This window comes from Paraburkholderia sp. FT54 (assembly GCF_031585635.1).
GTDB lineage: Bacteria > Pseudomonadota > Gammaproteobacteria > Burkholderiales > Burkholderiaceae > Paraburkholderia.
In genome coordinates this window covers 284,722-310,296 of record NZ_CP134195.1, presented here as the reverse complement: position 1 = coordinate 310,296, position 25,575 = coordinate 284,722, and the positions used below count along the sequence as shown (strand labels likewise).

The 25,575-nt window shown below is 63.1% G+C and carries 23 protein-coding genes; 7 read left to right on the top strand and 16 right to left on the bottom strand.

The genetic code is table 11. The features are described 5' to 3' along the window. The first annotated feature begins 99 nt into the window (after positions 1 to 99). Both RI103_RS01480 and RI103_RS01475 read left to right on the top strand, forming a co-directional pair. Complete coding sequence (locus RI103_RS01480) at positions 100 to 825, top strand: OmpW family outer membrane protein (RefSeq protein WP_310815152.1); 726 nt, start codon at positions 100 to 102, stop codon at positions 823 to 825. 350 nt (positions 826 to 1,175) lie between these two features. Then, entirely contained in the window at positions 1,176 to 1,556 is a 381-nt protein-coding gene (locus tag RI103_RS01475; protein WP_310813692.1) for a DUF883 family protein, read from the top strand. 125 nt (positions 1,557 to 1,681) lie between these two features. On the opposite strand, the gene RI103_RS01470 is transcribed toward RI103_RS01475, so the two are convergent. The 7 genes from RI103_RS01470 to pilM all read right to left on the bottom strand — a co-directional run bounded on the left by RI103_RS01470 (position 1,682) and on the right by pilM (position 9,172). Further along, the gene (locus RI103_RS01470) at positions 1,682 to 2,887 is read right to left on the bottom strand and encodes a deoxyguanosinetriphosphate triphosphohydrolase (protein ID WP_409076960.1); all 1,206 of its coding nucleotides are present in this window, start codon (positions 2,885 to 2,887) and stop codon (positions 1,682 to 1,684) included. A 70-nt stretch (positions 2,888 to 2,957) separates the two neighbouring features. After that, positions 2,958 to 4,043 (bottom strand): 3-dehydroquinate synthase, encoded by a 1,086-nt coding sequence (gene aroB, locus RI103_RS01465; protein WP_310813691.1) that lies wholly within the window; start codon positions 4,041 to 4,043, stop codon positions 2,958 to 2,960. Further along, positions 4,043 to 4,594, bottom strand: a complete 552-nt coding sequence (locus RI103_RS01460; protein WP_310813690.1) for a shikimate kinase — start codon at positions 4,592 to 4,594, stop codon at positions 4,043 to 4,045. Before RI103_RS01460 ends, aroB begins: the two co-directional genes overlap by 1 nt. A 183-nt stretch (positions 4,595 to 4,777) precedes the next feature. Continuing rightward, a complete protein-coding gene (locus tag RI103_RS01455) occupies positions 4,778 to 6,535 on the bottom strand; it encodes a type IV pilus secretin PilQ (protein WP_310813689.1) in 1,758 nt (585 codons plus the stop codon). Further along, positions 6,535 to 7,467 carry a hypothetical protein gene (locus tag RI103_RS01450; RefSeq protein ID WP_310813688.1) on the bottom strand — a complete coding sequence of 311 codons (933 nt, stop codon included), beginning with the start codon at positions 7,465 to 7,467 and terminating at the stop codon, positions 6,535 to 6,537. Before RI103_RS01450 ends, RI103_RS01455 begins: the two co-directional genes overlap by 1 nt. After that, positions 7,464 to 8,183 (bottom strand): fimbrial assembly protein, encoded by a 720-nt coding sequence (locus tag RI103_RS01445; RefSeq protein ID WP_310813687.1) that lies wholly within the window; start codon positions 8,181 to 8,183, stop codon positions 7,464 to 7,466. Before RI103_RS01445 ends, RI103_RS01450 begins: the two co-directional genes overlap by 4 nt. Next, a complete protein-coding gene (pilM, locus tag RI103_RS01440) occupies positions 8,180 to 9,172 on the bottom strand; it encodes a pilus assembly protein PilM (protein ID WP_310813686.1) in 993 nt (330 codons plus the stop codon). Before pilM ends, RI103_RS01445 begins: the two co-directional genes overlap by 4 nt. Positions 9,173 to 9,425: 253 nt before the next feature. On the opposite strand from pilM, the gene RI103_RS01435 reads away from it, so the two are divergent. After that, positions 9,426 to 11,825, top strand: coding sequence for a penicillin-binding protein 1A (locus RI103_RS01435; protein WP_310813685.1), 2,400 nt, complete (start codon positions 9,426 to 9,428; stop codon positions 11,823 to 11,825). A gap of 125 nt (positions 11,826 to 11,950) precedes the next feature. On the opposite strand, the gene cyaY is transcribed toward RI103_RS01435, so the two are convergent. Then, a complete protein-coding gene (gene cyaY / locus RI103_RS01430; protein WP_310813684.1) occupies positions 11,951 to 12,268 on the bottom strand; it encodes an iron donor protein CyaY in 318 nt (105 codons plus the stop codon). 35 nt (positions 12,269 to 12,303) lie between these two features. Between cyaY and lptM the strand changes: the two genes are divergently transcribed. Next, a complete protein-coding gene (lptM, locus tag RI103_RS01425; RefSeq protein ID WP_310813683.1) occupies positions 12,304 to 12,642 on the top strand; it encodes an LPS translocon maturation chaperone LptM in 339 nt (112 codons plus the stop codon). Positions 12,643 to 12,651: 9 nt separating this feature from the next. Then, a complete protein-coding gene (lysA, locus tag RI103_RS01420; RefSeq protein ID WP_310813682.1) occupies positions 12,652 to 13,914 on the top strand; it encodes a diaminopimelate decarboxylase in 1,263 nt (420 codons plus the stop codon). 104 nt (positions 13,915 to 14,018) lie between these two features. Here lysA and msrQ read toward each other — a convergent pair whose 3' ends face one another. The 5 genes from msrQ to RI103_RS01395 all read right to left on the bottom strand — a co-directional run bounded on the left by msrQ (position 14,019) and on the right by RI103_RS01395 (position 20,118). Continuing rightward, complete coding sequence (msrQ, locus tag RI103_RS01415) at positions 14,019 to 14,720, bottom strand: protein-methionine-sulfoxide reductase heme-binding subunit MsrQ (RefSeq protein ID WP_310813681.1); 702 nt, start codon at positions 14,718 to 14,720, stop codon at positions 14,019 to 14,021. Positions 14,721 to 14,731: 11 nt separating this feature from the next. Beyond that, positions 14,732 to 15,727: a protein-methionine-sulfoxide reductase catalytic subunit MsrP gene (gene msrP, locus RI103_RS01410; RefSeq protein WP_310813680.1), complete on the bottom strand. Its 996-nt coding sequence runs from the start codon at positions 15,725 to 15,727 to the stop codon at positions 14,732 to 14,734. 188 nt (positions 15,728 to 15,915) lie between these two features. Further along, entirely contained in the window at positions 15,916 to 17,121 is a 1,206-nt protein-coding gene (ccsB, locus tag RI103_RS01405) for a c-type cytochrome biogenesis protein CcsB (protein WP_310813679.1), read from the bottom strand. 4 nt (positions 17,122 to 17,125) lie between these two features. Then, complete coding sequence (locus RI103_RS01400; RefSeq protein WP_310813678.1) at positions 17,126 to 19,348, bottom strand: cytochrome c biogenesis protein ResB; 2,223 nt, start codon at positions 19,346 to 19,348, stop codon at positions 17,126 to 17,128. Between the two features lie 116 nt (positions 19,349 to 19,464). Further along, positions 19,465 to 20,118, bottom strand: coding sequence for a c-type cytochrome (locus RI103_RS01395; RefSeq protein ID WP_310813677.1), 654 nt, complete (start codon positions 20,116 to 20,118; stop codon positions 19,465 to 19,467). Between the two features lie 295 nt (positions 20,119 to 20,413). On the opposite strand from RI103_RS01395, the gene yihA reads away from it, so the two are divergent. Both yihA and hemB read left to right on the top strand, forming a co-directional pair. After that, entirely contained in the window at positions 20,414 to 21,067 is a 654-nt protein-coding gene (gene yihA, locus RI103_RS01390; protein ID WP_310813676.1) for a ribosome biogenesis GTP-binding protein YihA/YsxC, read from the top strand. A 251-nt stretch (positions 21,068 to 21,318) separates the two neighbouring features. Beyond that, positions 21,319 to 22,317 carry a porphobilinogen synthase gene (hemB, locus tag RI103_RS01385; protein WP_310813675.1) on the top strand — a complete coding sequence of 333 codons (999 nt, stop codon included), beginning with the start codon at positions 21,319 to 21,321 and terminating at the stop codon, positions 22,315 to 22,317. A gap of 452 nt (positions 22,318 to 22,769) precedes the next feature. On the opposite strand, the gene dsbD is transcribed toward hemB, so the two are convergent. From dsbD to rplQ, 3 genes are all read right to left on the bottom strand, one after another. Then, a complete protein-coding gene (gene dsbD, locus RI103_RS01380) occupies positions 22,770 to 24,653 on the bottom strand; it encodes a protein-disulfide reductase DsbD (RefSeq protein ID WP_310813674.1) in 1,884 nt (627 codons plus the stop codon). Continuing rightward, a complete protein-coding gene (cutA, locus tag RI103_RS01375) occupies positions 24,646 to 24,978 on the bottom strand; it encodes a divalent-cation tolerance protein CutA (protein WP_409076959.1) in 333 nt (110 codons plus the stop codon). Before cutA ends, dsbD begins: the two co-directional genes overlap by 8 nt. Before the next feature lie 184 nt (positions 24,979 to 25,162). After that, positions 25,163 to 25,555, bottom strand: coding sequence for a 50S ribosomal protein L17 (gene rplQ, locus RI103_RS01370; protein WP_006052227.1), 393 nt, complete (start codon positions 25,553 to 25,555; stop codon positions 25,163 to 25,165). Positions 25,556 to 25,575 lie beyond the last annotated feature (20 nt).

Genomic DNA, 25,575 nt, shown 5'->3' with positions numbered 1-25,575 from the left:
GAAACCGCGCGGAGCTTAGGGAGAAAGCTCTAGCCGCCGCGTATGGTTTGTTTCAAACGTTGTAGTCATAATGAGCGGGCCTTTTTTGGAGGAGCACATATGAAATTAAAACAGGCCGTAACGGGGATCGCGGCGCTAGCCTGCATGACAACGGCAGCGCATGCGCAATCGGCCGGTAGCTTTTTCGTCACATCAGGCTGGTTCCATCTTGCGCCTCAATCGAGCAGCCAACCGTTGAAAGTGACAAGCATTGGCGGCAGCCCGACCAACATCACCGAAGCCAACACCGGCGCAACACTCGGTTCAGCCGATACCCTCGGCTTCACTGCCGGCTACTTCATCACCGACCACATCGCAACCGAATTCGCGATTGGCATCCCGCCTTCATTCGACCTCGAAGGTTCAGGCAGCCTCGCCCAATTCGGCAAGCTCGGCCAGGCAAAACAGTGGAGCCCGACTCTGCTGTTCAAGTACTACTTCAACGCCCCGACTGCCACGTTCCGCCCATATCTTGGCATTGGTGTGAGCCGCATCTGGTTCACCGACGAAAAGATCACCAACAGCGCATTCGAGGCAAACGTACTGCATGGTCCGACCAGCGTCTCTACGGATAGTTCGTGGGAGCCGGTGTTTAATGCCGGTTTCACCTATGCCTTCAACCAGCACTGGTTCGCGGGCTTTTCCGTTTCGTACCTGCCGCTCAGCACGACCGCCAAGCTGAACACTGCGGCGAACACGCCAGTCGGCACGCTGAACGTGCAATCGCAAACCAAGATCAAGCTGAACCCGATCGTTACCTACGTCAACATCGGTTACCGTTTCTAACGCTTCGAGAAAATTAGGGGCCGTAGAGTTAGGGTAGTCGAATTTTCGTGGCTTGGACAACGCCGTCATGCATCCAATGACGGCGTTTTTATTTTCCTGTGCGCTTCGCGGAGGCCGGTTCAGGGCTCATGAAGCCACGCGCCGGCCAGCCGTCAGCGTTTGTAAATTTGACCCGGAATCGCGCGAGGCAGTGCAATATCTGCTGATAAATGTGCGGCCGAGCCACGGCGGATGGGGCTCGCGGGGTTTGGCACCGAAGTTGCGTTCGCATGGTGTTTCCCACGTCGCGACGTGAATCTGCGTCTTTGTGACAACGCGTGGGACCCTTTCACTTCATCGACGGAGCGACCATGACTGCACTTCCGAATACGCGAGACGCCCTCGGCGAATCCTGGACCAGCACCAGCCGCCGTGCGCGGCGTATCGCTCGCCATAGCCGCCATGCGGCCGAAGATATCGCAGGCGAACTGCGCACGCTAATGTCGGAACTTGAATCCACGCTGGCGGATGGCACCCAGGCGGACGCGGTGGCATTGCGCAGCAAACTTCGCAAGCAACTCGAGGTAGCGCGCTCTCGCTTGAACGATACGCGCGAAGCCGTACGTGAACGCGCCCAAGTGGCGGTCGCCGATGCCGACGATTACGTGCATGAGAATCCGTGGCAGACGATTGCGATCGTCGGCGGCGTCGCGTTGATCGCGGGCGCGTTGTTCGCGTCGCGGTTGCGCTAATCACAGGCGCGCCGGCGCGGGACGCGCCGGCGGACCAGCGGTTGCTGCAAGTGCTTTGAACCGACGCCTCCCACCGGCGCCGGTTCGCCGGCCGTCAGGGCCGGCGCGCCCTCGGGCCGCGCCGCTCAGTTGTCGTCGATCACAAACAGCCGCTGGTATTCCTTGACCGCATAGCGATCCGTCATGCCCGCGATGTAGTGGGCGATCAGACGCGGTTGCTGGGTTGCGTCCGTCGATTGATAGCCCGGCGGCAAGAGCCGCGGATCGTCAGTGAACGCGTCGAACAGACCGGCGACGACACGCCTCGCCTTGTTGGCCATGCGCATCACGCGGTAATGACGATACAGATTCTTGAACAGAAAGCGCTTGAGTGCCGCGGCCTGCGCGGCAGTCGCGTCGCTATGCGCGACGAGCGCGGGCGATAGGCGCACAGCGTCCAGCGACGCCGGCGCGTGGCGGTCCAGATTCAGCTTGGTCGTATCGATCAGATCGACGATAAGCGTGTTGATGATGCGGCGCACCGTTTCGTGAATGAGCCTGCGCCCTTCGATCCGCGGAAAGTCGCTGCGCGCCGCCTCGTAGTGCACCTGCCACAACTCCACTTCGGAGAGCTGCTCCACAGTGAGCAGGCCCGAACGCAAACCGTCGTCGACATCGTGGTTGTTGTACGCGATCTCGTCGGCAACGTTCGCGATCTGCGCCTCGATGGACGGTTGCCGCCCTTCGAGAAAGCGCTCGCCCAAGGCCCCGAGCCGCCGCGCGTTCTCGCGCGAGCAGTGCTTCAAAATCCCCTCACGCGTTTCGAAGCAGAGGTTCAGGCCGTTGAACGCGCCGTAGTGCTCCTCCAGATCGTCGACGACCGCCAGGCTTTGCAGATTGTGCTCGAAGCCGCCATGCTCGCGCATGCATTCATTGAGCGCGTCCTGCCCGGCATGGCCGAAAGGCGTATGGCCCAGGTCGTGAGCGAGCGATATGGCTTCGACGAGGTCTTCGTTCACCCGCAGATTACGCGCGACCGACCGCGCGATCTGCGCGACCTCCAGACTGTGAGTCAGACGCGTGCGAAACAGGTCGCCCTCGTGGTTCACGAACACCTGAGTCTTGTACTCGAGCCGGCGGAATGCCGTCGAATGGACGATGCGGTCGCGGTCTCGCTGAAATTCTGTGCGCGCGCTGGGGGCGGCTTCCGGATAGCGGCGGCCGCGCGACTGCGCGGAATGCGCCGCGTACGGCGCGAGGTGCGCTTCGAGTGCGTCCTGCGAAGGCACACCGATCGTCGCCGCGCCTGCCGCCGGTTCATGCTTTACATCGTCGCTGCGCCTGTCAGTCACCGGGTTCTCCGAAACATGGGCGGCGCCTCGTGACGCTGGTGCGTGCTGCGTTGCTGGATGCCCGCGAGACTCAGACGGCGGCGGCCAGCGTGGCGTGCACCTCGGCGTCGGGCGCCTGGGTGATCAGCGTCTCACCGAAACGCTTCAGCAGAATGAATTTGATCGCGCCGGCTTCCGCCTTCTTGTCGACCCGCATGAGTTCGACATAGCGCGCGTCACCGAGCGCGGGCGCCCGGGTCGGCAAATGCGCGGCGACGATCACGTCGACCAGACGCTTGCGCGCCGCTTCGTCGAGATAGCCCATGCGCACGGACAGATCCGCCGCCATCACCATCCCGCAGCCGACCGCCTCGCCGTGCAGCCATTCGCCGTAGCCGAGGCCGGCTTCGATCGCATGGCCGAAGGTGTGGCCGAAATTGAGGATGGCGCGCAGGCCGCCTTCGCGCTCATCCTGCGCGACCACCGACGCCTTGATTTCGCACGACCGCTTGACTGCCTCGGCCAGTGCTTCGGGTTCGCAGCGGTTCAACGCTTCAATATTGGCTTCGATCCAGTTGAAGAAACCCACGTCGGCGATGGCACCGGTCTTGATCACTTCGGCGACGCCAGCCGCCAGTTCACGCGCCGGCAGCGTGCGCAGCGCGCCGATATCGGCAATCACGGCCTGCGGCTGGTAGAACGCGCCGATCATGTTCTTGCCGAGCGGGTGATTGATGCCCGTCTTGCCGCCCACCGACGAATCGACCTGCGACAGCAACGTGGTCGGCACCTGAATGAAGGGCACGCCGCGCATGTAGCAGGCGGCCGCAAAACCCGTCATGTCACCGATCACGCCGCCGCCCAATGCGATCAGGGTAGTCTTGCGATCGGCCTTGGCGCCGAGCAGCGCGTCGAAAATCAGGTTCAGGGTTTCGAGGTTCTTGTACGCCTCGCCGTCCGGCAACACGACCGTGGACACCTGTTTGCCGAGCGGCGCCAGCGCGGCGCGCAGCTTGTCGCCGTACAGCGGGTCGACGGTCGTATTGGTGACGATGGTGACCGAGCTGCCGGCGATATGCGGCGCGAACAGCGCGGTCTGGCCGATCAGATCGGCACCGATATGGATGGGGTAGGCGCGTTCGCCCAGTTCGACGTTGACGGTAATCATACGGTCCATTATGACGCAGGATGTTTGGCGACGCCGGCCATCTCGAGCTGCATCAGAACCATGTTGACGAGTCCGTTGACCGAGGGCCGGCCGGTTTCGATCACGAAGTGCGCGCATTCCCGGTACAACGGGTCGCGCACTTCGTAGAGTGCTTCGAGGCGCGCTTTGGGGTCTTCGGTCTGCAAAAGCGGGCGATTTTTGTCGCGCCGGGTGCGCAGCCACAGGTCGTGCGGATTGGCGCGCAGATAGATCACCACCCCGCGATTTTGCAGCGCCTCACGGTTTTCCGGCAGCAGTATCGCGCCGCCGCCCGTCGCGAGCACGATATTGTCGCGCCCGGTGAGATCGGAAATCACGCTCGCTTCGCGCTCGCGAAAGCCCGCCTCGCCCTCCAGCTCGAAGATCACCGGGATGCGCGCGCCCGTGCGCGCCTCGATTTCATGGTCGGAATCGAAGAACGGGCGATCGAGACGGCGCGCAATGGCCCGGCCCACGGTGGTTTTTCCTGCCCCCATGAGCCCTACAAAAAATACATTGGCGTGTGCGTCCCGCGCTTGCAACGGTGTCCTCTGGCTAATCCGGTATGGTTCGTGCCGCAGCTTACTGGCAAAGCGGCTGCCTTGTCGAGCCTGCGCGCCGCTCGAGAGCGCCTCCAGCCCTGTCGCTGCGCGCCCGGCTCCCCGGAGGGAAAGAAAACCTGGAGGGCCAGCCCTCGTTTTCTCGCAAGCGGCGGCAGCATGCCCCTAATTTGTCTGAACGACGCGCGGCGTGATAAAGACAGCCAGTTCGCTGCGCTGGTCGCGATGGGCCCGATGGCGGAACAGCGCACCTAAAACCGGTATTTTGCCCAGGAGCGGCACCCGCGTCACATCGTCCCGGTCGTCGGTCGCGTAAATTCCGCCGATCGACACCGTACCACCATCCTCGACTTCGACGCGCGTTTGCACGTGTTTGGTGTTGATCGCGGGCCCGGCGTCGGTCTGTTCGCCGACGCTGTCCTTGGCGACGTCGAGGTCGAGCACTACCCGGCCGTCCGGCATGATCTGCGGCTCAACCTCCAGTTTGAGCGTGGCGCGGCGAAACTGCACGCCCGACACGCCCTGCCCCACTTTCGCCTGATACGGCAGCTCGGTGCCCTGCTCGACGACCGCTTTCATCCGGTCGGCCGTGACCACGCGCGGACTCGAGACGATTTCGCCGCGCCCCTGCGCTTCGAGCGCGCTCAGCTCGATGTTCAGCAGCCGCGTCGCGCCGGCGGCGAACAGGGTCAGGCCGGCGGTCGCGGCGTCGAAGCCGGAGATCGGGCGTGCCGACAGATCGTAGCCGGCGGAGGTCAATCCTTTCGCGGTGTCGTCGGCGTTCGTGCCCGCCATGGACAGCTTCACGCCGAGATTGCGCGAAAAACCATGCTCGCCCTCGACGATACGCGCTTCGATCAGCACCTGCCGCGTCGGCCGATCAACCGAGGCGAGCAGCGCCGCAATCTGCACGAGGCGCCCTTCCAGGTCGGTCACGAACAGCAGATTGGTGCGCGGATCGGCCGTCGCGGCACCGCGCTTCGACAGTACGCGCTGGGCGCCCGAACCGGTCAGCAGACGCCTGACGTCCTCGGCATGCGCGTAGTGCAGTTCGAACGTGCGGCTGGCAAGCGGCTCGAGTTCGGCGGCCCGGGCGTGCGCTTCGAAGCGCTGCCGCTCGCGCGCGGCCAGATCCGCAATCGGCGCAACCCAGATCACGTTGCCGTGTCGCTCCATCGCCAGGCCGTTGACGTCGAGCAAGGTGTCGAACGCGGTGCGCCACGGCACCTTGTCGAGCCGTAGCGAGACGGCGCCGCGCACTCTCTCGCTCGCAACGATGTTCAATCCGGTGAATCCGGCGAACGCGTTGAGGACGGCGCCGAGTTCCGCACGCTGGAAATGCAGCGAGATCGGTTTGTCGTCGGGGGCGAGGCCCGCGTCGGCGGCACTGCGCGGCGTGTTGCTCAGACGCGCGAGCGGCGGCAGCGGCACGGGTGGACCTTCGAGCGCGACGGCGTCGGTGGCATCGCCGCGCGCCGCAGCGGCGGATTGCCTTCGCAGCGGGACGGCGCCGTCGGCGTCAGCATCGGCGGGAGCCGGAGCGGCAGATTGCCTTCGCAACGGCAGCGAGCCGTCGACGCCGTCGGCGGCGGGTTCGTCCGCGCGAGTATTGGCCGCCGTCGCGCTCGCGCGCAATACTTCTGGATCGTCCGCGGAATCTCGGCGAAACGGATTGGGCACTTCAGTGGAGACGTCGCGCGACAGCGGCGGCGCGCCGTATGGGGCATCGCGCGGCGAAACCGCGTCGTCGAACGGCATGTAGGCTGGCAGCGGCGGCAGCGGCGGCGTCGATGGCGTCGAAGCCTGCGCGATACCACCGCTCAGCGTCATGCCGACATACAGGCCAAGACACACTTTCAGGCGAAGAGACGCACGCGTATCGACACTCGAAGATGCAATCGGGAATGGCTCAACCAGTCTCATCAGGAAGCCTCCGTCAGCGCCAGCATGCGCGTCGCGCCGTCCTTCGCGAGCGTAATGCCGGACGCATCCAGCTTCGTGACTCGCTCGGCTCCAATCCGCTGTCCGGATCCGACGGTCGTCACACCGTCCGGTGTATCGAGCAGCGCGAGCCCACGCGTGCGATCGCGCAGCAATCCGACCAGACGAAGCTGCGAGACATCGGACAGAGCGCCGGCAGCCTGCATCTGCGTCTGCGAAAACGGATCGAAGAAGACAATGTTTTCATCGTCGTCCGAATCGAGGCTGTCGTCGGCGAAAGCGTCCGCGGAGCTTGTCGATGGCGCCGGCCGCAGCGCGTCGAACACGTGCAGCGTGGCGCTCACCGACAGCGCCGCAGCATCCCGCTTGACGGCCACATCGACGGGCACGATCAGCACCGGCAGTTCGGACAGTCCGCGCAGAAACGCCATCAGGTGAATGAAATCCGTGCGCGCGATCAGTTGCAGCGGACGCATGCTTTCAACGCCCGCGCCGTTGACCGCGCCGGGTTCCACCGCCAGCAACGCGACGCTATTTTGCGCAGCCAGTTCGGAGACGATGCGCACGTCGTCGGCGGAACTCCACGGCCCGGATGAACGCGCGGCCGACGCAGCAACCGGCACGGCGGCAGCCTCACGGCGCAGCGCGGGCAATTGCGCAAGCGAACGCCGCGCATTGGCAAGACGCAGGCTACCGGCTTCCAACGCCGCCCGGCTCGCTTCGACACCACCGAGATCGGCCACAACCCAGCCGTGCGCGCCAAGGCTGAACACCAGTGCGGCAATCAGCAAGGCGACAAGCCAGCGGCGGCGCCGGCTCCATGCATCGAGCGGCACACGCATGCGTTTCATCCAATGGGGTAGAGAAAGCCGCGCGCTTGCCGCGCCGCCGAACTCGACAAAGGTCGTACTCATTTCGCACCTCTTGATTGTTCAGACTTCACAGGACGCTGCGCCGTGGACCCGGCCGGACGGGCCGCTTTTTGCGCCGGCTCGTTCCAGCGCAGATGCGCACCGAATTCGACCGGACCACCGATGCTCGCCTCCGTAGCCATGCCACCGCGTGAAGCCGAGCGATGCAGGTCGCTCACCTCCGCCCCCTTCACGCCGCGGATCGCACTCAGACGCTTGAGCCACTCGGCCGAGGCGAGATGTCCACGCGATGTCGCCTGCAACTCGGTCTCGTCCACACGCTGGCGCAACTGCTGCAACACCACGCCGTCGCCCGGCTCGAAGCTCAACGCATCGAGCAAGTCGCGTAGATGCGTGAGCGGTTCGGACAGGCTCTTTGAGCGCGCCGCGTTCCGGCGCTGTTCGTCGCGCGAGCTCAGCAGTGCCGCGTGCTCCGCGAGCGGCGCTGATAGTTGCGTGAGCGTGTGTTCGATCGACACGCGCTGCGCATCGAAGCGCGCCCTTTCGATTGCCTGCCAGCCGGCCAATGCGAAGACGGCGACGCAACCGGCGCAGACCGCGGCAATCCATTCGAGTACGCGTCGCTGGCGCGCGAGCCGCGCATTGCGTTGCCGGTAAGGCAGCAGATTGAAACCGCCGAGCCACGATCGCGCGAAGCGTGTGCCGCGTACCGTTGCTCGACTGTCGGAGGCGGCCGCGTGCAACAGGCCGCCCGTCATTCGAGCACTCCACGCAATGCAAGCCCGAACGCGACCGCGCCGGACGGCTCGTGCAACAGCGAATCGTCCAGCGGTCGAACGAGGCCGCCCAGCGCCGCGCATTCGAATGGCAGCACCGTGCAGCTCAACACGTCCGCGATATCCGCGGTCGAGAAACCGACGCCGTCGAGCAGATCGACCTCGCCGCACACCAACGCGCAGTCGAGTTCCGGACCGTGCGCCAGGTCGCGCAATGCATCGGCAAGATCAGTGTGCTCCGGTGCCGGATAGCGCATCTCGCGGGCGATGATGTCGTCAACGATCCGCCAGCCGTACACGCCATCCGTACCGATCCACAACGCGACATACGGCTCGTGCGGATCGAGTTCGTAACTCGCCGCGTAGCGCATGGCGCGCAATGCGGCATGCGGCTCACCGTCGATGGCGGTGAGCGAGATGCCGGCAAGCGCCGCGCATTCGATTCGCGCTTCGAGATGTTGCCGCGCGGTGGCGGCAATGGTGATGGAGCGGACCGGCGAATACGCTTCGTCGACATACCAGTCGACGGCGAGAGCATGTCGCTCCAGGCCGGCAATGCGCTCGACCTCGTTCATCACCGCCGGCTCCAGTTCAGCCAGCTGATGGCCGCCGTCTTCCGAACAACCGCTCTGCGCGGCAAGCCGCGCGAGCGGCACGGTAGTGGTCATGGTGGCCGATGCGGGCAACGCCATCGAGCATCGCAAGGCATGTGTCGCACACGCGTGCGGCAGTCCGGCGAATGCGTCGCGCAACGCACGCGCCACCGCGTGACGGTCGGCGATCTCGCTGCCGGCCATTGCGCCGGCAACAAGTGGCACGGTGCTCACGTATTCGATATGCAGCGCGCCGGGTGAGCGCACGCGCTGACTCAGCACGATCAGACGCACGGTCTGCGAACCGACATCGATCCCTGCAGCAAAACGCTGCGCACCGGGTTGCACTGCCTGAAGCCAAGATCTTTTCAATGCCATAGCGTCCTCCCTCTGACTCACGCGACGAACCATTCGACCGCGAGTGATGAGGAGCAATTGTGCGTAGCCGCGCCGCCGCGCGACACTCAGCCAAACGGCTAACGTTGAGCAGCGCACGTCCTGTACGCCATCAAAGGGACTACAGTGAAGTCATTCCCGCGCGGCGCGCAGACCTGGCAAGAAGTGTCCGTAAGCATGCCGAAAGCTGAACAGCGAGGCGGCTATAATCGCGGGACTGTTTTTTGGTGCCCATATGCAATCCACGTCTCCTACGTCCCCGCCGCCCGCGCCGAAAAAGCGCAAACGCCCGTTGTGGCTGAAGCTCATCCTCGGCTTCGTGGGTCTGATCGTCGCAGGCGTTCTGTGCGTCTTGCTGGTGCTCGGCTATGCGCTCGTCGTCGCCACGCCCAATCTGCCGTCGCTCGATGCGTTGACCGACTACCGGCCGAAGGTTCCGCTGCGAATCTATACGGCCGATCATGTGCTGATCGGCGAGTTCGGCGAAGAACGGCGGGACATCGTCCATATTCAGGACGTGCCCGATCATCTGAAGAAGGCGATCCTCGCCATTGAAGACGCGCGGTTCTACGATCACGGCGGCGTCGACCTCACAGGCATTGCGCGCGCGGGCTTCGTCGCGCTGACCAATGGCCACGCCACGCAGGGCGCAAGCACGATCACCATGCAGGTTGCGCGCAACTTCTTCCTTTCGAGCGAGAAGACCTATACGCGCAAGATCTACGAGATGCTGCTGGCGTACAAGATCGAGTCGAAGCTGTCCAAAGATCAGATTCTTGAGGTGTACATGAATCAGATCTATCTCGGTCAGCGCGCCTATGGTTTCGCGAGCGCGGCGCGTGTGTACTTCGGCAAGGATCTGAAGGATCTGACGCTGGCGGAATCGGCCATGCTGGCCGGCCTGCCGAAGGCGCCGTCCGCTTATAACCCGGTCGTCAATCCGAAGCGTGCGAAGGTGCGTCAGGAATACATCCTGCAGCGCATGTACGAGCTGCACTACATCACCCAGGAACAGTACGACGAAGCGAGCAAACAGCCTCTCGTGGTCAAGGGCGCGGGCAAGGAGTTCAGCGTGCACGCCGAATACGTCGCGGAAATGGTGCGTCAGATGATGTACGCGCAGTACCGCGAGGAAGCCTATACGCGCGGTCTGAACGTGGTGACTACGATCGATTCCGCCGATCAGGACGTCGCTTACCGGGCGCTGCGCAAAGGTCTGATGGACTACGAACGGCGCCACGGTTATCGCGGCCCGGAGGCATTCATCGATCTGCCGTCCGACGCCGACGACCGCGAACAGGCCATCGACGACGCGCTGCTCGAACACCCGGACAACGGCGAGATCATCGCCGCCGTGGTTACCGCGGCAAGTCCGAAGCAGGTGCGGGCCGCCTTTATCGACGGCAATGTCGCGACGATCCAGGGTGACGGCCTGCGCTTCGCGCAGTTCGCGCTTGGTCCGCGCGCGCAGCCGAATCAACGTGTGCGACCCGGTGCGATCATCCGCCTCGTCAAGAGCGACGACGGCAACTGGACGATCACGCAATTGCCGCAAGTGGAAGGCGCGTTCGTTTCGGTGATCCCGCAAGATGGCGCGATCCGCGCGCTGGTCGGCGGCTTCGACTTCAACAAGAACAAGTTCAATCACGTCACTCAGGCGTGGCGTCAGCCGGGGTCGAGCTTCAAGCCGTTCATCTATTCGGCTTCGCTCGAAAAGGGACTCGGACCGGCAACTGTAATCAACGACGCGCCGCTTTTCTTCAGCGCGGCCGAAACCGGCGGCCAGGCGTGGGAGCCGAAGAACTACGGCGGCGGCTTCGACGGCCCGATGACCATGCGCACCGCGCTGCAGCGCTCGAAGAACCTGGTGTCGATTCGTATCCTGAACCAGATCGGCACGAAGTACGCGCAGCAGTACATCACGCGCTTCGGCTTCGACGCGGATCGTCACCCGGCCTATCTGCCGATGGCGTTGGGCGCCGGTCTCGTCACGCCGTTGCAGATGGCGGGCGCGTTCTCGGTGTTCGCCAACGGCGGCTATCGGATCAACCCGTATCTGATCGCCGAAGTCACGGATCAGCGCGGCATGGTGGTCGCGCACGCGCAACCGCTGGTGGCCGCGCAAAGCGCGCCGCACGCAATCGAGCCGCGCAACGCCTACGTGATGAACAGCCTGCTGCAAAGCGTGGCGCAACGCGGCACGGGCGCGAAGACCAACGCGTTGAAACGCACTGATCTTGCCGGCAAGACGGGCACGACCAACGATTCGCGCGACGCGTGGTTCGCCGGTTATCAGCACACGCTCATGGCCATCGCATGGATCGGCTACGACAACCCGCGCAGTCTCGGCGACAAGGAAACCGGCGGCGGCCTCGCGTTGCCTGTGTGGGTCGAATACATGGGACGCGCGCTCAAGGGCGTGCCGGAGTACAAGATGCCGAAACCCGATGACGTCACGGAAATCGGCTCAGAGCTTTATTTCGACGACTTCACGCCGGGAAATGGTTTCGTTGCCACGGTCGGCGTCAGTCAGGCGACACTGGATGCCCAGTCGAGTGCTGCGTCGGCAGCGGCACCTGAGCAGGTCGGCGAACAGGAGAAGCAAGACATCATGAATCTCTTCCGCGGACACTGACGCACGCGCGTATACAGTCGAGTAGAAAAGCAAAATGGCCGCGCTCAATGCGCGGCCATTTGCTTTGTGCGATCAGGCCGAATCGATTCGGCCGCTTTGCCAGCGTTCGCCCTTGATCAACGGACTTACGCTTCGAAGTGAACCGGCTCGCCGGCCTGCTGCGTCGCGTACTCCGACAACGCGGCGAAAAACTCCGTGCCGCTGCGGGTGTCGCGCCATTCACCGTCGACGAAACGGAAGTGAAAACCGCCCGCTTTCGCAGCGATCCAGATCTCGCTCATGGGCGGCTGAAGGTTGACGATGATCTTCGTGCGGTTCTCGAATTCGAGGGTCAGGACGTTGCCGCTGCGCTCCAGTTCGATGTCGGCGTCCGTGTCGTCGAGCGCGCGTTCGATGGCGGCTAGCGCGGCTTCCGCGCGGGTCAGGTATTCACTATCGGACATGCTAAACTCCATCGATTATTTATTCAGGGACAGTCATGCGAGTCGTCACTCGGATGCGCGCGGCGGCGCCCGGCCGCGCGATTGTAGCGGTTTTAGCCATTCTCGCAGGTTGTGCACTTGCCGGCTGCGGACAACGCGGTTCGCTCTATTTGCCCACCGTGCCGCCGCTACCGGCCAAGCCGATCGATCGCACGCAAACACCGGACGTCGCGCAACCCGCCTCGGCCACATCCACCGACATGAGCACCGTTCCGGACACTTCCGGCACACCGCTTTCGTTGGCGCCGGAAAACGAACTCGCCGCGCCGCCCGCCTCCGCTGCATCCGCTACGGCGGCTCCGCTGCCTGCTTCCGCCGCCACACCCGTTCAATAAGACTTTCGCATGACTCGATCCGCATTTGACTACGTCGATGGCGTGCTGCACGCCGAAGGCGTGTCCGCCGTCTCCCTCGCCGAGCAGTTCGGCACGCCGCTGTACGTGTATTCGCGCGCCGCGCTCACCGAGGCATGGAACGCCTACGCGGGCGCTTGCGCAGGCCGTCGCGCGAGCGTGCACGTTGCCGTGAAGGCCAATAGCAATCTCGCGGTGCTGAACGTATTCGCGCGACTCGGCGCCGGCTTCGACATCGTGTCGGGCGGCGAACTGGCGCGTGTGCTGGCCGCCGGCGGCAAGGCGGAGAACACTGTGTTTTCCGGCGTCGGCAAGAACGCGGACGAAATGCGCGACGCGCTCGCGGCCGGCGTGAAATGCTTCAACGTCGAATCGATTCCCGAGCTCGATCGCCTGAATGCAGTTGCCGCTGGAATGGGCAAGAAGGCGCCTGTTTCGCTGCGCGTGAATCCGGACGTCGACGCGAAGACGCACCCGTATATTTCCACCGGCCTGAAGTCGAACAAGTTCGGCGTCGCGTTCGAAGACGCGCGCGGCACGTATCAGGCGGCTGCGGCCATGGCGAATCTCGAGGTGGTCGGCATCGACTGCCATATTGGCTCGCAGATCACCGAAGTCGCGCCCTATCTGGACGCAGTCGACAAGGTTCTGGAACTGGTCGAGCAGATCGAACAGGACGGCGTGAAGATTCGTCACATCGACGTGGGCGGCGGTCTCGGCATCACGTACGACGACGAAACGCCGCCGGAAATCGGGGAGTTCGTGCGCACCGTGCTCGATCGAATCGAAGCGCGCGGTCACGGCCAGCGTGAAGTGTATTTCGAGCCGGGCCGTTCGCTGGTCGGCAATGCGGGCGTGCTGCTCACGCGCGTCGAGTTTCTGAAGCCGGGTGCGGAAAAGAATTTCGCCATCGTCGACGCGGCCATGACCGATCTCGCGCGCCCCGCCATGTATGAGGCGTATCACGCAATCGATCCAGTCGTGAAGCGCGACGTGCCGGCTCACGTGTACGACGTGGTCGGTCCGGTTTGCGAGAGCGGCGACTGGCTCGGACGCGAACGTCTGCTGGCAGTCGAACCGGGTGATTTACTGGCGATCCGTTCAGCCGGCGCGTATGGCTTTGTGATGAGCTCCAACTACAACACACGTCCGCGCGCCGCGGAGGTGATGGTTGATGGTACACAGGTGCATGTGGTTCGCGCACGCGAAGAGGTGAAGCAACTGTTTGCGGGCGAAACGATTTTGCCCGCGTAACCTTCAATACTTGCGCCGACATCAAAAAAAGGCGATGCCAATGCGGCATCGCCTTTTTCTGCTTACGCGATCGCCGTGCGCGAGCTACACCTTCGCGGCGTCGGTCAACGTGTTTTCGACATCCTGTCACGCACCCATACCATCAAACGCCAACCCAGCAACGCCACCATGATGGCGCCGTAAATCTTCGGCAGGATCAGATCGTGTTTGCCTGCCTTCATCCACCAGAAGTGCAGGATCGCGAGCGCGCCGATCGCATAGATGGCCCGATGCAACATCTGCCAGCGGCGCCCGAGCTTGCGCACCATCGCGCGTGGCGACGTCACGGCCAATGCGATCAACAGCACGAACGCCGCGAAGCCCACCGTGATGAACGGCCGCTTGCCGATGTCCTTGATGATCTCGGCGACATCGAACCATTTGTCGAACCACAGGTAAGTGGTGAAATGCAGCGTCGCGTAAAAGAACGCATAAAGCCCGAGCATCCGGCGAAAACGCACGAATGCCGCGACGCCGGTAAGTCGGCGCAACGGCGTCACGGCCAGCGTGATGCAGAGAAAGACGAGCGTCCAGAGACCCGTCGAGCGCGTGATGAACTCGATCGGATTTGCGCCGAGCCGCTCCGTGAAGCCGAACAACACGATGCGCGCGAGCGGATACCAGGCCGCGATAAACACGACAATCTTGACCGGCACGATCCAGCGCGCGCCGGCTGCGGAGCGCTTCGGCACAGTCGCCGACGCAGACGCCTGCGTCCGCGGAACCTTGCGTTCGGTCTGTGTAGCGGATTGCGTATCGGAAGCCATGTTCGCGCCGCTCAAAAATTCTTCTTCAGGTCCATGCCCTGATAAAGCGACGCGACCTGATCGCCGTAGCCGTTGAACATCAGCGTCTTGCGCTTGGGCGTGAAGAAACCGTCTTCGCCGATGCGTCGCTCAGTCGCCTGGCTCCAGCGCGGATGATCGACGTTCGGATTCACGTTCGAGTAAAACCCATATTCGTTCGATGCGTACGTGTTCCAACTGGTCGGCGGCTGCTTGTCGAGGAAGCGGATCTTCACCAGCGACTTCGCGCTCTTGAAGCCATATTTCCACGGCACCACAACGCGCACCGGCGCGCCGTTCTGATTGGGCAGCACCTGACCATAGAGACCCATTGTCAGCAACGTCAGCGGATTCATCGCTTCGTCCATGCGCAGCCCTTCGGAGTACGGCCAATCGAGCACGGGCGTCGACAGTCCGGGCATTTGCGACGGATCGGCCAGCGTGATGAATTGCACGTATTTGGCGTTGCCGGTCGGCTGCACGCGCTTGATCAGTTCCGCGAGCGGCACGCCGATCCACGGAATCACCATCGACCATCCTTCGACGCAGCGCATTCTGTACACGCGTTCCTCGAGCGGCGCGAGCTTGAGCAATTCGTCGATGTCGTACACTTTCGGATTCTTGATCTCGCCCTCGACGCTCACCTTCCACGGATGCGGCCGCAGCGTCCCGGCGTTGTGCGCGGGATCGGCCTTGTCGGTGCCGAACTCGTAGTAGTTGTTGTACGTCGTGATGTCCTTGTATGGCGTGATCTTGTCGAGCGCGACGAACCTGGCGTTGGTCTTCGCCGCCAGCTTTTGCGCCTTCGGGTCCGGCGACGTGTACGCCGCCAGCGCCTCGCCGTTCACCCCGATCAGACCGCCGAGCGCCACCGCGCCGGCCGCCTGCAACACGCGCCGCCGGTTCTGAAAAATACGTTGCGGCGTGATTTCGCTGCGCGCAATGTCGTCGCCACTGAGTTGAATTCTGTCGCTACGCTTGATCCACATCGTGCTGCTCCTTGGCGGCCCATCAGTCTGTGCATCTTAAAGGGCCATATTGATGATCGCTCGTCCGTTCACCATCTGTAGGTACTAGGAGGGTGAACACTCCGGATGCGGCCAATATTCCATTGACCATAAAAAAACCGCCGGTGCGGAGCACACGGCGGTCTTGAGTCGGTTCAGCGCGGCAGATCTTACAGCTTGCCGTAACTATGCAGGCCTGACAGGAACATGTTGACGCCGAGGAAGGCGAAGGTCGTTACCAGCAGGCCGGTCAGCGCCCACCATGCCGCGACCGCACCACGCAGGCCCTTCATCAGGCGCATATGCAGCCACGCCGCATAGTTCAGCCATACGATCAGCGCCCATGTTTCCTTCGGATCCCAGCTCCAGTAGCCGCCCCAGGCTTCAGCGGCCCACAGCGCGCCGAGAATCGTGGCGATCGTGAAGAACGCGAAGCCGACGGCGATCGACTTGTACATCACGTCGTCGAGCACTTCGAGCGCCGGCAGGCGATCGGCCAGCACGCCGCGCTCTTTCGCCAGATACGCCACACCCACCATGGCCGACAGCGCGAAGCTGCCGTAGCCGATGAAGTTGGCCGGCACGTGGATCTTCATCCACCAGCTTTGCAGCGCCGGGACCAGCGGCTGGATCTGCTGCGCGTCGCGCGCGACCGAGTACCACATCAGAAAGCCAACCGCCGCGCTGATCACCAGCAGCACGAACGCGCCGAGCGCGCGGGTGTTGTAGTGCTGCTCGTAGTACAGATAGAAGAGCGCGGTGATAAGGCTGAACAGCACGAACACTTCGTACAGGTTCGAGATAGGAATATGGCCGACATCCGCGCCGATCAGGTACGACTCGTACCAGCGCACCATCAGGCCGACGAAGCCCATCAGCACCGCTGCCCACGTCATTTTCGAGCCGATCGCGGCGCCGGTCGGCGAACGCGACAGCAGGCCGATCCAGTAGAACACGGTGGCGAACACGAAGAGCGCGCTCATCCACAGAATCGCGGACTGGCTCGACAGGAAATACTTGAGGAAGAACGCGTTATCCGCGCGGCTGAGATCGCCGTGGTAGATCTGGATGGCCAGCAGCGACAGCGCCGCGATGCCCACCATCAGCGGACGCACCGGTTTCCAGCGCCAGCCGAGCACCACGAAAACCGGCACGGCGCAACAGAGCACCAGCTTGTCGTAGTAATTCATGAACGGGTGATAGCGCGACAGCGCGAACCCGGCGCCCGCGACCATCGCGAGGGCAAACAGCCAGTCGAAGACGCCGAGCCGCTTCAGGAACGGCCGCTCGTCGTACTCGCCGATGTTGAGTGACTCGCCTGCCAGCACCTTTTGGGGCCGCGAGGAGGGAGCCTGGGATACCTGAGTCAAGTCCATGATCTTACCGGGTCGAATCTTGTGAGCTTGCGGACGGCGCGCCGGCGTTGCCGGATTTATCGGAGGCGCCGGCGGCGTCGGGTGCTTCAACGAGTTTGGCGCCCAGCGCGGCGCCTGCCGCGTCGCGCGTCTGGACAAACTCTTTCTCGAAGTCGAGCGTTTTGCGCGCGCTCGACATCGCCATCACGACATTCGTGCCGTGCTCGGTGTCTTTGAGCCAGAACCAGAGGCGCCGTTCGCGGACGTAGAACATCGAAAAGATGCCCAACACGAGGAGCAGGCTGCCAAGATACACGACTTTTTTGCCCGGCGCGCGCGTCAACTGAAATACCGAAGCTTGCACCTGCTTGAATGAGTCAAGCTGCAAATAGACAGGCGATCCATACAAAAAGCTGTCGGACATCGCGTTGATCGAGCTCTGGATGAAGCGGCTGGCGTCCGCACTCGCCGCCGCCTCGGGCTCGCCGAGCTGCTGGCGGGACAACTGGTACAGATCCCATGTGGCGCCCTCCAGCATGCGCAGCAGCAGGCTGGCGGCCTTTTCCTGCTCGCCTTTCGGCACCGAATGGTCGATAAAACCGGCAATGGCCTGGAAGCCGCCGACCGGCTGACCGTTCGGCATCTTGATGCCGTTATCCGCGCCCGCAAAAAGGGTCAGCACGCGCAGCGCGCTTTCTTCCAGATGTTGTTGCAGTTCGGCATTCGAGCCGGGCACCGAACGCAGCGCGAAACGGTGCGCGGCCGAGGCGCGCATGGCCGGATCTTCGAGCGTGGCGCGCAGGTTCATCCATTCCTTGACGGTGCCGCCGCTGTCGGCGGGAATGCGCAGGTAGCGGAACGGATCGTCCGGATTCACGCGCATGCCGGCGAGGAACATCTTTTCGCCGGAAACATCGACCGGCAGCATGTAGTTGTTGTATTCGCGCGCCTGGCCGTCCTTGTCGCGCACCTTGTATTGCACCGACGGGCCGACGTTGTGCAGATCGAGCGGCTTCGAGGTCTTCGCGCCGGAGCCGAGCCGTTCGTCGAACGCTTCTTTCAGCGTGCGGTGCGCCGCGACGCCGCGGGCGTCGGTCTGGCCGCTGCCGTTCTGGATGTTTTCGACGTTGATGGCGCGGAAATCGGTGAATTCGACCGTCTGGCCGTCGGCGAGCGGCGTGGCCGTGCTCAACGGCGCATTGCCGCCGATCGTGCCGCCGAACGGCGCGGTCTTCGCGCTTGAGCCGCTCATCGGGTAAGCCGTCATCTGCATTTGCGAGCCGCCGTCCTGGAAGCTCGACTGGTAGATCGACACACCGTCGTAAGTGAACGGCTTGTTCACTTCGACTCGCGCCGGCACGCGCGCGCCCGTCTTGTGATCCACCACCACGATGTCGCTTGCGAACAGCTTCGGCATGCCCGTCGAGTAGTAATCGACGATGAACTTGTTCAACTCGATTGAAAACGGCAGATCCTGGATGAGCGAGCCGTCTGGCTGGTTCAGGATCGCTGTGGACACATGCTGGCCTTCCGGCACCCAGGCGTAGCCGCGGAACGTCGGATTGGATTGCGACAGGCGATGGTCCGGCGTGATGTCGTTGATCACCGTGTTGGCGCGGATCGGCGACTTGTCGAACAGCCACATTTGCAGCTTGATCGGCAGATTGCTGTCGAGCAAGCCGCCGAGGCAGATCACCACGATCGCAAGGTGAGCGGAGATATAGCCGAACTTGGTCAGCGCGCCGCGCTTGGCGGCGATCAGGGTGGCGCCTTCGGACTCACGCGTGACGAACTTGTAGCCGAGCTTCGCCGAGAGCCTGGCGAGCAACGCCGCCGTCTGCGCGCGGGAGCCATGCACCGCGAATTCGCCCTTGTGATGGAAGGCGCGCAGGCTGCCTTCGCGGACCTTGTCCTTCCAGCTCTTGGCGTCGGCGACCATTTTCGGCGCATTGCGGATCACGCACAGCGACACCGACACCATCAGGAAGCCGAGAATCAGCATGAACCACCACGAGCTGTACACCGTGTACAGGCTCAGCGAGCGGAAGATATCCGCCCAGAAGGGGCCGAACTGGTTGACGTAGTTGGGATAGGGATCGTCCTGCGTGAGGACGGTGCCGATGATGCTGGCGATCGACAGAATCACGAGCAACGAAATGGCAAAACGCATCGAACTCAAAACTTCGACGACGCTGCGCATGACGCGATTGCCCGACTTCGACTGCAAACCCGACGTGGTGACGCTCATTCATACTCCGACTGAACAGCAAAAAAGGGTGAAGGGCTGTCGTAGGCACGACGCCCTCACCCTTTTCTTGTTTTGTACCGGCCTCGCCGGGCCGGTTGCACTTGCGCGCGAGCTTCCTAGTGCAAGCCCGCGATGTAATCGGCTACAGCCTTGATCTCGCTGTCCGACAAACGCGTTGCGATCGCATGCATCGCCTCGTTGTTATTACGTGCGCCAGGACCTTGCGTGAACGCGGTCAACTGCGCCACCGTGTATTCTGCCCACTGCCCCGACAGCCGCGGATACTGCGACGGAATCCCTTGACCGGTCGGCCCGTGGCAGCTCGCACACGCCGGTACGCCCTTGTCGGCGATCCCACCACGATAGATCTTCTGGCCGAGCGGCACGGTGTCCTTGTTGTGCGCGTAGCCGGGCTTCGGAGTCTGCGCCGCGAAATAGGCCGCGACGTTGACCATGTCCTGATCGGACAGCGCCGCCGCCATGCCCGCCATGATCGCATTGTTGCGCGCTGGCTGCTTGGCGCCCGGCTGGGTCTTGAAGTCCTTGAGTTGCTTGACGAGATACTCAGGGTGCTGGCCCGCCAGCTTCGGGTACGCGCCGCCGGCGCTGTTGCCGTCTGCCCCGTGACATGACGCGCACACCTGCACCGCGATTGCCTGCCCCCGATTGACGTCCGGCTTTGCCGGATCTGCTGCTCGTGCCTGAATTGCCAAACCTGAAAGACCTGCCGCTACATGAAGCACCATCAGAGTCTTGCTCAGTCGATTCATTCGCACACCCTGTCTCGTCTTGTGGGATTTTTAGAGAGCCCCCAAACCTGGCGCCTCGCGCCAGGCCCCCCTAAGGGGCAAGAAAACTTGGGACGGCCCAGCGTTTTCTTGAAGGTTTTGCAAAGTACGACGGCGACCGAGTGACCGCCAGGAGCCGCCAAGGCACGTGGGCTGGCCCCCTCAGGTTTTCAGTAAACCATCGTATTGTACAATAACTCGCTAATCGCTAAGACGCCAGTCGGGCTTGACCCGTCCCCACTCCGGGTTCCCCGGCGTCTCGAATCCTGGCCTGATCATGTCCTTCCTGCTCCACCAATCCCGCTTTTTCACGACCGTCAATCACCTGCGTGATCTGCCGGCCACTTCGCAACCTGAGATTGCCTTTGCGGGACGCTCGAACGCGGGCAAGTCGACGGCCATCAATATTCTGTGCAATCAGAAACAGTTGGCCTTCGCCAGTAAGACGCCTGGACGCACGCAGCACATCAATTATTTTTCGGTCGGCAAGGCGGACGAGCCGACCGCGCATCTGGTCGACCTGCCGGGCTACGGCTACGCGGAAGTGCCGGGCGCGGCCAAGGCGCACTGGGAAGCGCTGCTGTCAACCTACCTGCAATCGCGCTCGCAATTGCGCGGCATGATCCTGATGATGGACTCGCGCCGCCCGCTGACCGATCTGGACCGCCGCATGATCGAATGGTTCGCCCCGACTGGCAAGCCGATCCACACGCTCTTGACCAAGTGCGACAAATTGACGCGCCAGGAAAGCGTAAACGCGTTGCGAGCGACGCAGAAAGGCCTGGCCGAGTATCGCACCGCCGGCTACCGCGGCGAACTGACCGCGCAGCTGTTCTCGGCGCTCAAGCGTGTCGGTATCGACGAAGCGCACGAGCTGATCGAAAGCTGGCTGATCCCCGACGTGAAGGACGAAACGGACGCCGCGCAGTAAGCGAGGCCAACCCCGCCGGATTGGGCAAAAGCGCCATTTCCGGCCGCCCATAAAAAAACCCGCCGCTTTAACGGCGGGTCAAACAGCCTAATCGAAAAAACGACAGGCACCCGCTCAGGGAGGAGAAGCGGGGAGGTCAGCGCAAGGCGCCTTGCTCGATCGGTATGATATACCATTGTCTCGAAAAGTTTCCGGCAGCGCTGGCAGGCGTTACTTGTCCACTCCACACATCCACGTTTCTTCGGTTCGTTATGAGCTTCTATCCGCACTACCGTCCGCGCCGCATGCGCCGTGACGACTTCTCGCGCCGTCTGATGCGGGAAAACATCCTCACCACCAACGATCTGATTTATCCCGTCTTTGTCGTCGAAGGCACCAACGTGCGGCAAGCCGTGCCGTCCATGCCGGGCGTCGAGCGCGTGTCGGTCGATCTGCTGATGGGCGTGGCTGAACAATGTGTCGAACTGGGCGTGCCGGTGCTGTCGCTGTTTCCGGCGATCGAGCCGTCGCTGAAAACGCCCGATGGCCGCGAAGCGACCAACCCGGCCGGTTTGATCCCGCGCGCGGTTCGCGAGCTAAAAAAGAACTTCCCCGAGCTGGGCGTGCTCACCGACGTGGCGCTCGACCCCTACACGAGCCACGGCCAGGACGGCGTGCTCGACGAAGCCGGTTATGTCATCAACGACGAGACCGTCGAGATTCTGGTCGAACAGGCACGTGCGCAGGCTGAAGCAGGCGTGGACATTGTCGCGCCTTCAGACATGATGGACGGCCGCATCGGCGCGATCCGCGAAATGCTCGAGAGCGAAGGCCTTATCCACACGCGCATCATGGCGTATGCGGCCAAGTTCGCGTCGGCGTTTTACGGCCCTTTCCGCGATGCCGTCGGCTCGGCCACGAACCTCGGCAAGAGCAACAAGATGACCTACCAGATGGACCCGGCCAATTCGAATGAAGCGCTGCGCGAAGTGCAAGCGGACATCAACGAAGGCGCGGACATGGTGATGGTCAAGCCGGGCATGCCGTATCTGGATATCGTGCGGCGCGTGAAGGATGAGTTCCAGTTCCCGACCTACGTGTATCAGGTGAGCGGCGAGTACGCGATGCTGAAGGCGGCCGCGCAGAACGGCTGGCTCGATCACGACAAGGCGATGATGGAGTCTCTGCTGGCGTTCAAGCGGGCCGGCGCGGACGGCGTGCTGACCTATTTCGCATTGGAAGCCGCGCGGATTTTGCGCTCGCAAAATTAACTCGACGAGACACCTTTCGGGGCGGCTTGGGCGTTGCAATGAACGGAGGACGACTTGCGGGTCGTGCCTCCGTTTTTATTTGGGGGCACTTGTGGCTGCGCGCGTCTTGGTTTTTGCGAAGTTGCGGTCTGGCCGCATCTGACCGCTCGCTAGTCTGCTTCGACCACAACCGCCCTGCGCCCGACATTCAGTTCCCGACGCTGCGTTTCGCGTTCGATCTCGAGCTTTGCGTACGTTGCGGGCTGAGCTCGGATCAGATCCGTGATCTGCTTGAGCGATATCGCGGTGGCCGACCGGCCGTCGATCGTCGTAATGGGGTCGCCGTGTGACGCCCCTCCGACTTCGTTCCGGTCCACTCGACCGCGCGATATGCGATGCGCGCTTGTGCCGCCGCGCATGGCTTGCTGCACAAGCCAGCACGCCACACGCCACGACGGACCACCCGTTACCCGTTACGCCCCAGGCGCGCTCGCCCGATCCAGACTGCGCAAGAATTTATCCGCCGACTCGTAGCCGACGACGCGCAGCACTTCCTTGCCACTCCGATCGAAAAAGATGATCCCCGGCGGTCCGAACAGGCTGAAGCGCTTGAGCAGCGCTTGATCGTCGGCGTTGTTCGCGGTCACGTCGGCGCGCAGCAGGTTCATCTGCTTCAACTTCGTCTGCACGCGCGGGTCGCTGAAGGTCAATTTCTCCATCTCCTTACAGCTGACGCACCAGTCCGCGTAGAAATCGAGCATGGCGGGCTGTGCAGCCGTTTTGACGACCTGGTCGAGCTCATTCGATGAGCGCACCGGTGCGAACGTCAGATCACCCTGCGGCACGCTGCTCGGCTCATTCGATGCATTTGCGACACCCGCTTCTCCGCCGCGCGCCGCCAACACGGCAAGCGGGCGCAGCGGGTCGGATGACCCCGCCGCCAGTCCGACCAGCAGGACCGCCGCCCAGATGGCCAGCGCAGCGCCGATGCCTCGGCCAAGCCGGCGCCACACGGAAGCCTCCGCCGCGAGTGCCGAGAACAAGCCGAGGGAGGCCGCGGCGATCAACAACCATAGCGCGCTCAAAAGCATTGTCGCAGTCGCGCCGAGGACCGGCCAGACGATCCACAGCGCGGCCGCGAGCAGGAAGACGCCGAAGAACACCTTGACGCCGTCCATCCACGCGCCAGCGCGCGGCAGCAGCGTGCCCGCGCCAAGACCGAGGATCAGCAGCGGCACGCCTAAGCCGAGTCCCATCGAGAACAGCGCCGCACCACCCAACACCGCGTCGCCCGTATGCGCGATGAATGCCAGCACCGCGAAAAGCGGTGCGGTCATACAAGCGCCGACCACCAGCGCCGACAGCGCGCCCATCGCGGCAACAGCTGCAAACTTGCCACCGGAGCGCCTCGTCGACGCCCGTGAGACACCGTCCTGCCAGCGCTGCGGCAGCGCGATGTCGAAGCCTGCGATCAGGGTTAGCGCGAAAATGGCCAGCAGTACGCCAAAAGCGCCAAGCACCCACGGGTTTTGCAGCCACGCGCCGAGACTTTGCCCGACCAGCGCGGCGGCGACGCCGAGCGCGGTGTACACGAGCGCCATGCCGATCACATAGGCCAGCGACAGCGCGAATCCGCGGGTACGCGTCACTCGCGCGCCTTCGCCGATGATGATCGCCGAAAGAATCGGAATCATCGGATACGAGCAGGGGAGCAGACTGAGCACGGCGCCGGCGACGAAATAAAGTCCGACGATCGCGAAGAAACCGCCGCCTTGCAGCAGCGACTGAGCGTAGTCTGCGCTCGTGACGCGCTCATACCACGAGCTATCCACCGTATGGGCGGATTGTTTCGATATTTCCGCGCCAGCGGGGGCCACGGCGCTTCCAGCCGGTTGCAGAGCCACGCCGCTCACGTGATACACGCGCTCCATCGGCGGATAGCAGATGCCGGCGTCGGCACAACCCTGCGACGTCACCGCCAGATCGAACGGCCCGGCCGCCTGTTTAACGGGAATCCGGATGGTCAGCTCGTTCCGGTACGTCTCGACGTTCTTGTTGAAGGTCTGATCGAACTTGACGTGACCAGCCGGCAATTGCGGCTCGCCAATCGTGGTCGTGCCGTTGCGCGTCGCGAAGGCGAAGCGCTCGCGGTACATGTAGTAGCCGTCCGCTATTTGGTAGGTTACGTCGACTTCGCCGGGCTTCTCCGTCGCGCTGAATTTGAACGCGACCGCAGGATCCAGGAAATCGTCCGCCGCGCGGGCGAGCGTGCCGAACTGCGCGAAGAACAGGCAGCCAAGCAGGAAGAATACGGTGCGCAGCGCAGTGCGTGCGCGCCGGTCGAGACCGTTAAACATGGAGAGGACGTTGGGTTTCAGCAGTGATCCATTGGCCGTACGCGGCCGACGCCGTCGCTTGCCACGAAAGGATTTCCGGCGTGTCGTAGGGATGGTGAACCTGAATGTACTGCTCGAGCTCGAGCGCGCGTGCCGCGCTGGTCTTGAATAGCAGCTGGATCTCCTGCGTGTTTTCGATCGCGCCCCGCCAGTGATAGCTGGAATGCACGGCGCCTAGCTGGGTGACGCAGGCGCATAGCCGCCCGGCCAAGGCATCCGCAGCGAGCTTCTGAGCCACGGTCGCATCGGGCACCGTCGTCAGAATCAAGGTCACGTTCACGCTCACAGATGGCTCCGACAAGGCACGATTGAGGTGCCGATATCGTATCACCTAGCATTGTCCGCCCGCAGACGGCTCTGCAGCAGTCGTGCGGCAGTTGACCGCGGCCACCGCGTTCTGATGCGCGTGTTTGGCGCTACAAACAAAAAAGCCAGGCTAGGCGCCTGGCTTTTTTTAGATGCTAAGAAACTTACTCAGCTTCTTGCACTTCAACTTCTTCAACTTCCGGACGATCGAGCAGTTCGACCAGTGCCATCGGAGCGTTGTCGCCGACGCGGAAGCCGAACTTCAGGACGCGGAGGTAGCCGCCCGGACGGGTGGCGTAACGCGGGCCCAGAACTTCGAACAGCTTCGTGACCGAGTCACGATCGCGCAGGCGGTTGAACGCCAGACGACGATTTGCCAGCGACGGCTTTTTGCCGAGCGTGATCAGCGGCTCGACAACTTTACGGAGTTCTTTCGCCTTCGGCAGCGTGGTCTTGATGACTTCGTGCTCGATTAGCGAGTTGGACATATTACGGAGCATTGCCAGACGGTGGCTGCTCGTGCGGTTCAGTTTCCGCAAACCATGACGGTGACGCATGTTAATTCCTTCGATTCAAA

Bases quoted from the DNA above. Each gene is read 5' to 3' on its own strand.
- RI103_RS01480 (WP_310815152.1), top strand. From the start codon at position 100: ATGAAATTAAAACAGGCCGTAACGGGGATCGCGGCGCTAGCCTGCATG.
- RI103_RS01475 (WP_310813692.1), top strand. From the start codon at position 1,176: ATGACTGCACTTCCGAATACGCGAGACGCCCTCGGCGAATCCTGGACC.
- aroB (WP_310813691.1), bottom strand. From the start codon at position 4,043: ATGGACCGTATGATTACCGTCAACGTCGAACTGGGCGAACGCGCCTAC.
- RI103_RS01455 (WP_310813689.1), bottom strand. From the start codon at position 6,535: ATGAGACTGGTTGAGCCATTCCCGATTGCATCTTCGAGTGTCGATACG.
- RI103_RS01450 (WP_310813688.1), bottom strand. From the start codon at position 7,467: ATGAGTACGACCTTTGTCGAGTTCGGCGGCGCGGCAAGCGCGCGGCTT.
- RI103_RS01445 (WP_310813687.1), bottom strand. From the start codon at position 8,183: ATGACGGGCGGCCTGTTGCACGCGGCCGCCTCCGACAGTCGAGCAACG.
- pilM (WP_310813686.1), bottom strand. From the start codon at position 9,172: ATGGCATTGAAAAGATCTTGGCTTCAGGCAGTGCAACCCGGTGCGCAG.
- RI103_RS01435 (WP_310813685.1), top strand. From the start codon at position 9,426: ATGCAATCCACGTCTCCTACGTCCCCGCCGCCCGCGCCGAAAAAGCGC.
- cyaY (WP_310813684.1), bottom strand. From the start codon at position 12,268: ATGTCCGATAGTGAATACCTGACCCGCGCGGAAGCCGCGCTAGCCGCC.
- lptM (WP_310813683.1), top strand. From the start codon at position 12,304: ATGCGAGTCGTCACTCGGATGCGCGCGGCGGCGCCCGGCCGCGCGATT.
- lysA (WP_310813682.1), top strand. From the start codon at position 12,652: ATGACTCGATCCGCATTTGACTACGTCGATGGCGTGCTGCACGCCGAA.
- msrQ (WP_310813681.1), bottom strand. From the start codon at position 14,720: ATGGCTTCCGATACGCAATCCGCTACACAGACCGAACGCAAGGTTCCG.
- msrP (WP_310813680.1), bottom strand. From the start codon at position 15,727: ATGTGGATCAAGCGTAGCGACAGAATTCAACTCAGTGGCGACGACATT.
- ccsB (WP_310813679.1), bottom strand. From the start codon at position 17,121: ATGGACTTGACTCAGGTATCCCAGGCTCCCTCCTCGCGGCCCCAAAAG.
- RI103_RS01400 (WP_310813678.1), bottom strand. From the start codon at position 19,348: ATGAGCGTCACCACGTCGGGTTTGCAGTCGAAGTCGGGCAATCGCGTC.
- RI103_RS01395 (WP_310813677.1), bottom strand. From the start codon at position 20,118: ATGAATCGACTGAGCAAGACTCTGATGGTGCTTCATGTAGCGGCAGGT.
- yihA (WP_310813676.1), top strand. From the start codon at position 20,414: ATGTCCTTCCTGCTCCACCAATCCCGCTTTTTCACGACCGTCAATCAC.
- hemB (WP_310813675.1), top strand. From the start codon at position 21,319: ATGAGCTTCTATCCGCACTACCGTCCGCGCCGCATGCGCCGTGACGAC.
- dsbD (WP_310813674.1), bottom strand. From the start codon at position 24,653: ATGTTTAACGGTCTCGACCGGCGCGCACGCACTGCGCTGCGCACCGTA.
- rplQ (WP_006052227.1), bottom strand. From the start codon at position 25,555: ATGCGTCACCGTCATGGTTTGCGGAAACTGAACCGCACGAGCAGCCAC.